At 70.5% G+C, this 7,117-nt stretch carries 9 protein-coding genes; 6 read left to right on the top strand and 3 right to left on the bottom strand.

Going from position 1 to position 7,117, the window contains the following annotated elements:
• From RT309_RS12890 to RT309_RS12875, 4 genes are all read left to right on the top strand, one after another.
• On the top strand, nt 1-299 hold a 299-nt coding region (locus RT309_RS12890; RefSeq protein WP_313357637.1), incomplete at its 5' end, for an acetyl-CoA carboxylase biotin carboxyl carrier protein subunit.
• Nucleotides 296-1,468, top strand: coding sequence for an acyl-CoA dehydrogenase family protein (locus tag RT309_RS12885; RefSeq protein WP_313357636.1), 1,173 nt, complete (start codon nt 296-298; stop codon nt 1,466-1,468). The genes RT309_RS12890 and RT309_RS12885, both read left to right, overlap by 4 nt.
• Nucleotides 1,469-1,477: 9 nt before the next feature.
• Complete coding sequence (locus RT309_RS12880; RefSeq protein ID WP_313357634.1) at nt 1,478-1,957, top strand: MaoC family dehydratase; 480 nt, start codon at nt 1,478-1,480, stop codon at nt 1,955-1,957.
• Nucleotides 1,954-2,757 carry a CoA ester lyase gene (locus RT309_RS12875; protein ID WP_313357632.1) on the top strand — a complete coding sequence of 268 codons (804 nt, stop codon included), beginning with the start codon at nt 1,954-1,956 and terminating at the stop codon, nt 2,755-2,757. Before RT309_RS12880 ends, RT309_RS12875 begins: the two co-directional genes overlap by 4 nt.
• A gap of 13 nt (nt 2,758-2,770) precedes the next feature.
• Here RT309_RS12875 and RT309_RS12870 read toward each other — a convergent pair whose 3' ends face one another.
• Together RT309_RS12870 and RT309_RS12865 are read right to left on the bottom strand one after the other, a co-directional pair.
• Nucleotides 2,771-3,355 carry a histidine phosphatase family protein gene (locus RT309_RS12870; RefSeq protein ID WP_313357630.1) on the bottom strand — a complete coding sequence of 195 codons (585 nt, stop codon included), beginning with the start codon at nt 3,353-3,355 and terminating at the stop codon, nt 2,771-2,773.
• A gap of 34 nt (nt 3,356-3,389) precedes the next feature.
• Nucleotides 3,390-4,238 (bottom strand): Sir2 family NAD-dependent protein deacetylase, encoded by an 849-nt coding sequence (locus tag RT309_RS12865; protein WP_313357628.1) that lies wholly within the window; start codon nt 4,236-4,238, stop codon nt 3,390-3,392.
• Nucleotides 4,239-4,298: 60 nt separating this feature from the next.
• Between RT309_RS12865 and RT309_RS12860 the strand changes: the two genes are divergently transcribed.
• Nucleotides 4,299-5,108, top strand: coding sequence for an RNA methyltransferase (locus RT309_RS12860; protein WP_313357626.1), 810 nt, complete (start codon nt 4,299-4,301; stop codon nt 5,106-5,108).
• A 33-nt stretch (nt 5,109-5,141) separates the two neighbouring features.
• On the opposite strand, the gene RT309_RS12855 is transcribed toward RT309_RS12860, so the two are convergent.
• A complete protein-coding gene (locus tag RT309_RS12855) occupies nt 5,142-5,969 on the bottom strand; it encodes an SGNH/GDSL hydrolase family protein (RefSeq protein WP_313357625.1) in 828 nt (275 codons plus the stop codon).
• A gap of 106 nt (nt 5,970-6,075) precedes the next feature.
• Between RT309_RS12855 and RT309_RS12850 the strand changes: the two genes are divergently transcribed.
• Nucleotides 6,076-7,117, top strand: a 1,042-nt coding sequence (locus tag RT309_RS12850; RefSeq protein WP_313357623.1) for a DEAD/DEAH box helicase family protein, incomplete at its 3' end; no start/stop codon positions are given.

Here is a 7,117-nt window from a genome sequence, read left to right as displayed (position 1 = left end):
GCCTGCGCCCGCTCTCCCGCCGGGGGCGCATGCAGCGCCGCCTCGCCGAGCGGGAGCGCGCATCCGGGCCGAGCCAGCCCGAGGGGCGTGCCCCCATGCCGGGCAGCATCGTGGCTGTCCATGTCGCCGACGGCGACGTGGTGCATGCGGGAGATCCGCTCGTCTCGATCGAGGCGATGAAGATGGAGCATCCGGTGCTCGCGCCCCACGACGGCACGGTGCACCTGCTGGTCGCCCTCGGCGACCAGGTGCGACGGGACCAGCCCGTGGCACGAGTCAGCGAACAGGAGACAGCATGAGCGCCCAGACCGAACTCACCGGTGTCGACCTCAACGAAGAGCAGCGCGAGCTCGCCGCGATGGTGCGCGAGTTCGCGGACGAGGTCGTCGCGCCGCAGGCGTACGAGGCGGATCGCACGCACACGCTCAACCTCGACGTCGTACGGCAGATGGGCGAGATGGGCCTGTTCGGGCTGCCCTTCTCGGAGGAGTACGGCGGGCAGGGCGGCGACTACCTCGCGCTCGGCCTTGCGATCGAAGGCATCGCCCGCGTCGACCAGTCGCTCGCGATCACCCTCGAGGCCGGCGTGAGCCTGGGCGCGATGCCCGTCTACCGCTTCGGCACCGAGGAGCAGAAGCAGGAGCACCTGCCCGCGCTGCTCGCCGGCGAGGCTATGGCGGGCTTCGGCCTCACCGAGCCGGAGGCGGGTAGCGATGCCGGCGCCACCCGCACGACGGCGCGCCTCGAGGGCGGCGAGTGGGTGCTCAACGGCAGCAAGCAGTTCATCACCAACTCCGGCACGGCGATCACCCGCTTCGTGACCATGACCGCGGTCACCGGCGAGAACGAGGGGCGCAAGGAGATCTCCACGATCATCGTCCCGAACGGCACTCCCGGATTCACCGTCGAGCCGCCGTACGACAAGGTGGGCTGGAACGCCTCCGACACCCATCCGCTCACCCTCGCCGACGCTCGCGTCCCCGAGACCAACCTGCTCGGCGAGCGCGGGCTCGGCTTCAAGAACTTCCTCAGCATCCTCGACGAGGGGCGCATCGCGATCGCCGCGCTCGCGACGGGCGCCGCGGAGGGATGCCTGGAGGCCGCCGTCGACTACGCCAACAAGCGCACCGTGTTCGGCGCGGCGCTGAGCACCAGGCAGAACGCCCAGTTCACCCTGGCCCGCATGCGCGCCCGCGTGCACACCGCCCGTCTGGCCTGGCACCACGCCGCGCGCCTGCGCGACGCCGGTCGCCCGTTCGCCGAGGAGGCCGCGATCGCCAAGCTCGTGTCGGGCGAGGCGGCGATGGACAACGCCCGCGATGCGACGCAGATCTTCGGCGGCAACGGCTTCATGAACGAGTACTCCGTCGCGCGGCACTATCGCGACTCGAAGATCCTCGAGATCGGCGAGGGCACCACCGAGGTGCAGCTGCTCGTCATCGCCCGGTCGCTGGGCCTGGTCGGATAGCGTTCGAGCATGACCGACATCGTTCAGCGCGGACTGTACTTCGAGGAGTTCGAGGTCGGCGCGCGCTACCTGCACCGGCCGGGACGCACGGCCACCGAGGCCGACAACGTGCTCTTCACCACCCTCACGATGAACACGCAGGCGCTGCACCTCGATGCGGCGTTCGCCGACGCGCAGCAGCCGTTCGGCCAGCGGCTGATGAACTCGATGTGGACGCTGTCGACGATGGTCGGCGCGTCGGTGGCACAGCTCACCCAGGGCACGCTGGTCGCGCAGCTGGGGCTCGGAGACATCTCGTTCCCGCATCCGCTCTTCCACGGCGACACGCTGTACACCGAGAGCGTGATCGTCGACAAGCGCCTCTCGGCCTCCCGGCCCGGTCAGGGCATCTGCACGATCGAGCACACCGGACGCAATCAGGACGGCGTGGTCGTGGCGAAGGCCACCCGCACCGCGCTGATGCGCTGCCTGCCGGACGGCGAGCGATGACCCTCGGCATGGGCCCGGCGCTGCTGTTCTGCCCGGCAGACCGCCCCGAGCGGTTCGCGGGGGCGCTGCAGAAGGCGGATGCCGTGATCCTCGATCTCGAGGATGCGGTGCTTCCGGATGCCAAGACGCAGGCGCGCGAGAACGTCATCGCCGCCGATCTGGATCCCGACCGCGTCATCGTGCGGGTGAACGCACCCGAGACCGCGGAGTTCGCACGGGACGTCGAGGCGGTGCGACGCACGCCGTTCCGCACGGTGATGGTGGCCAAGAGCGAGGATCCGGCGGCGTTCGACGCGTTCGGCGCGGAGTTCGGGCTGATCGCCCTGTGCGAGACCGCGCGCGGTGTCCACCGCGCGGGGGAGATCGCGGCTCACCAGCGCACCGTCGGGATGATGTGGGGTGCCGAGGACCTCGTGGCATCCCTCGGCGGCATGTCGAGCCGCTTCGCGGACGGTCGCTACCGCGACGTCGCCCGCGCGGCGCGGGTACAGGTGCTGCTCGCGGCCGGCGCGTACGGCCGGACGGCCGTCGACGCGGTGCACCTCGACATCGACGACGTGGACGGCCTCGCCGCTGAGGCCGCGGATGCGGTGGCATCCGGGTTCGGGGCGACCGCGTGCATCCACCCGAAGCAGGTTCCGGTGATCCGTGACGGGTACCGACCCGACCCGGCGACGATCGGCTGGGCCGTGGCCGTGCTGACGGCAGCAGAGGGGGAGCGGGGCGTGTTCCGCTTCGAGGGGCGGATGATCGACGAGCCCGTGCTGCGGCACGCCCGGGCCGTGCTGAGCCGGCGCTGAGCCTGCCGAAGGGTCAGATCGGGATCGCCTCGAGCAGCCGCAGCGTGCCGCGCTCGGCGACGAAGCGGTGCACCGACCCGTTGTGCAGCGAATCACCCACCCGCGGCAGTGAGCCGCCGGACACGTGCATGAGCAGCGAGCGGATGACGCCGCCGTGACTGACGACGATGATCGACTCCGCTCGCGGCGCCGACCGTCGACGCGCGTCGCGGACGATCCGCTCGAGGGAGTCCAGCGCGCGGTCGCGGACCTCGTCGAGGGTCTCCGCACCGGGCACCGCCGAGGTCCAGTCACCCCAGGTCGTCAGGTAGTCCTCGACGAGCATGCCCTCGCCGTCGCCGAAGGTGCGCTCGCGCAACCCGCGCGTGAGCGCCGGTCTGCCGAGCCCGAGCTCGTCGGCGATGATCTGCGCGGTCTGCTGCGCCCGCACCAGCGGGCTCGCGTAGATCGCGTCGTACGGTTCGCCGGCGAGGGCGGCGGCTGCTCGGCGCGCGTCATCGCGTCCGGTGTCGTTGAGCGGGATGTCGGTGGCGCCCTGGATGCGACGGGCGAGGTTCCAGTCGGTCTGTCCATGGCGTACGAGTGTCAGCAAGGTCACCACTCGAGCCTAGGCGAGCTGCCGTCAGCGCAGCTCAGAGAGCACCGAGGCGGACTGCCAGGGCGGTGAGCACCTCGGTCGTGCCGCCCCCGATGACGGCGTCGGCCCAGGCATCCGCTCTCGTCGGCTCGTGGTTGACGATCACGATCGGCATGTCGCGTCGGCGGGCGCGTTCGATCACCCGGATGCCGGAGTTCACCGTGAGAGAGGTGCCTGCCACCAGCAGCGCATCGGAGGCGTGCACGAGCGATTCGGCCAGCGCGAAACGGGCGGTCGGCACGAACTCGCCGAAGTACACCACATCGGGCTTCAGCATCCCGCCGCAGATCTCGCAGGTCGGGATGACGAATCCGGCCGTGCTCTCCGGCGACACATCCCCGTCCGGATTGAGCGCGATGTTCTCGGGAACGAGGATCCACGGGTTGAGCTGTTCGATGCGCTCGGCGATGGCCCGGCGGTCGTATACCTGGCGGCAGTGCAGGCAGAACGTGCGATGCATGGTGCCGTGCAGCTCGACGACCCGCCGACTTCCTGCGCGCAGGTGCAGTCCGTCGACGTTCTGCGTGACCACCCCGGTCGACGCGCCCGCGCGCTCCAGAGCTGCGAGCGCGAGATGGCCGCCGTTCGGATCGGGCGTCGTGAACGCTCGGTATCCGAGATGGCCGCCGAGCCAGTACCGCCGCCGCGCGGCCTCATCAGAGAGGTACGTCTGGATCGTCATCGGCTTCGAGCGCGGCGGCGCGCCGGCACCGCGATAGGCGGGGATGCCCGAGTCGGTCGAGATGCCCGCGCCGGTCAGCACGGCGAACGTGCGGCCCTGCAGGAGTCCAGTCGCGCGCTCGACGGCATCGGAGACCGTGTTCGAGAGCTCGAGCGACTGCACCCGGGAAGTCTATTCGCGCGGGCGGCGCATCGGGCCGATTCCACCTGCCAGCATGGACGGATGCAGCTGCACCACGTGAGCGACCCGCTCGACCCGATCCTCGACGACTACCGTTCGCTCACCGACACGGCGTTGCGGCGAGTTCAGGAACCGGCAGGGGGTCTGTACATCGCGGAGTCGGCGAAGGTGATCGAGCGCGCGCTTCGGGCGGGGCACCGCCCGCGGTCGATCCTGACCCAGCAGAAGTGGACGGATGCCGTGGCCGGCCTGCTGGGCGGGATCGACGCTCCCGTGTACGTGGTGGCCGACGAGGTCGCCGAGCAGCTCACCGGATTCGCGGTGCACCGCGGCGTGATGGCTGCCATGCACCGGCCCGCGCACCCGCGGCTGTCCGATCTGCTGTCGCAGATCGGTGCACGGCGCCCGCGGATCGCCGTCCTGGAAGGGCTCACCGACCACACCAACGTCGGCGCGATCTTCCGTTCGGCGGCAGCGCTCGGGGTCGATGCGGTTCTGGTGAGCCCCACCTGCGCCGATCCGCTGTACCGGCGCTCGGTGCGCGTGTCGATGGGCACGGTGTTCCAGGTGCCGTGGACGCGAATCGAGAGCTGGCCCGCGGCAATCGACGAACTGCGCTCGGCCGGATTCCTCGTCGCCGGGATGACGCTCGGAGACGACGCGATCACGCTCGACGATCTCGTGGCGGAGTCACCCGCGCGGCTCGCGCTGATCTTCGGCACCGAGGGCGACGGCATCCGGCCCGAGACCGACCGCGTGCTCGATCGACGGGTCACCATCCCGATGATGGGCGGGGTGGACTCGCTCAATGTCGCGGCGGCGTCAGCGGTGGCGTTCTACGCGACGCGCTGAGCCGCGCAGCGGACGCGTTCCGTCCGGACCGGATCAGTCGAGGTCGCGGCTCAGGTAAGGCATCGCCTCGGGGCGCTTCGCGGCGATGGTGTCGCCCGACGACTGGTGTCGCAGGCGGCGCAGCACCCACGGCACGAGGTGCTCGCGCGCCCAGCCGATGTCTTCGGTGCGCGCCGCGCGCCAGGTGCGCACGGGCATCGGGTCGGGCTGCATCGGCTGCAGGGCGTTCGGCACGTTCAGCGCACGCAGCACCATCCGCGCGACCTCGTGATGGCCGAGCGCGTTCAGGTGCAGTCGGTCGTCGGCGAAGAACCGGGTGTCCTGGATGACCTTCAGCGCCCACTGGTCGGCGACGATGCAGTCGTGACGGTCGGCGATCGCGCGCACGTTCTCGTTGTAGATCGCGACCTTGCCGCGGAACGGCCGGAACACCGGCGTGAAGTGGGTGTCGATGCCGGTGAACAGCACGACCGCGGCCCCGGTGGAGGCCAGGCGCTCGACGGCGCGCTCGAGCTGTGCTGCGATGTCATCCGGGTCGGTGCGCGGACGGATCACATCGTTGCCTCCGGCGCAGATCGACACGAGATCGGGCTTCAGGGCGACCGCCGGTTCGATCTGCTCGGCGGCGATCTGCGCGATGAGCTTGCCGCGCACGGCGAGGTTGGCGTACGCGAAGTCGCCGACGTCCTGCGACAGCACCTCCGCGACCCGATCGGCCCAGCCCCGGTGACCGCCCGGAGCCCTGTCGTCGGGGTCGCCGATCCCCTCGGTGAACGAGTCTCCGACCGCCACGAAGCGACGCCACGGGTGAGGGCCTTCGTTGGCGACGTACGGGGTGCGCGACGAATCCTGATCGACCATCGTCTCTCCTTCGACAGGAAGTGCCACGAGGCGCCCGCAGCACAGCATCCGAGCCTACCCCCGGCCTCGGGCCGAACTGTCGGCGGCCTGGATTATCGTAGAGGCGATGCTCTCTCCGTCCTTCCCTCAGCGCGCCCCGTGGGGCACCGCCGACAAGCTGAGGGCATGGCAGCGCGAGGCGCTCGAGCAGTACTTCGAGGCAGATCAGCGCGACTTTCTCGTCGCCGCCACCCCGGGCGCAGGCAAGACCACGTTCGCTCTGACCCTGGCGGTCGAGCTGCTGCGGATGGGCGAGGTGAACCGGATCATCGTCGTCGCGCCGACCGAGCACCTCAAGACGCAGTGGGCCGACGCCGCTGCACGCGTGCACATCCGTCTCGACCCGCGGTTCCGCAACAGCCACTGGGCGCCGTCACGGCAGTACCACGGCGTCGTCGTGACGTACGCGCAGGTCGCCGCGAAGTCGTCGGTGCATCGGCACCTGACGGAAGACGCGAACACGCTGGTGATCCTCGACGAGGTGCACCACGGTGGCGACGCGCTCAGCTGGGGTGACGCGATCCGCGATGCCTACGGCCCGGCGAAGCGGCGGCTGCTGCTCTCGGGCACGCCCTTCCGCAGCGACACCGCTCCGATCCCGTTCGTCGAGTACCTGCCCGACGAGTCGGGCGCCCGGGTGTCGAGCACCGACTACGCGTACGGCTACGGCCGGGCTCTGGAAGACGGCGTCGTGCGCCCGGTGCTGTTTCACATGTACTCCGGCAAGATGCGCTGGCGCACGAGCGCCGGCGATGAGCTCGAGGCGCACCTCGGCCAGGACAACACCAAGGACGTCACCTCGCAGGCTTGGCGCACGGCGCTGGATCCGGAGGGGGAGTGGATGCCTGCAGTGCTGCGCGCCGCCGACCGCCGCCTCTCCGAGATCCGCCACCACGTGCCCGACGCCGGCGGGCTCGTGCTCGCCACCGACCAGACCGTCGCTCGTGCGTACGCGAAGATCCTGCACAGCATCACCGGGCAGCAGCCCACCGTGGTGCTCAGCGACGACGCATCGGCGTCGGAGCGCATCGAGAGGTTCAGCGCCGACGACCGGCGGTGGATGGTCGCGGTGCGCATGGTGTCGGAGGGCGTCGACGTGCCGCGGCTCG

It is taken from the genome of Microbacterium sp. (genome assembly GCF_032084865.1).
Classification (GTDB): domain Bacteria; phylum Actinomycetota; class Actinomycetes; order Actinomycetales; family Microbacteriaceae; genus Microbacterium.
This window is presented reverse-complemented; position numbering and strand designations above follow the sequence as displayed.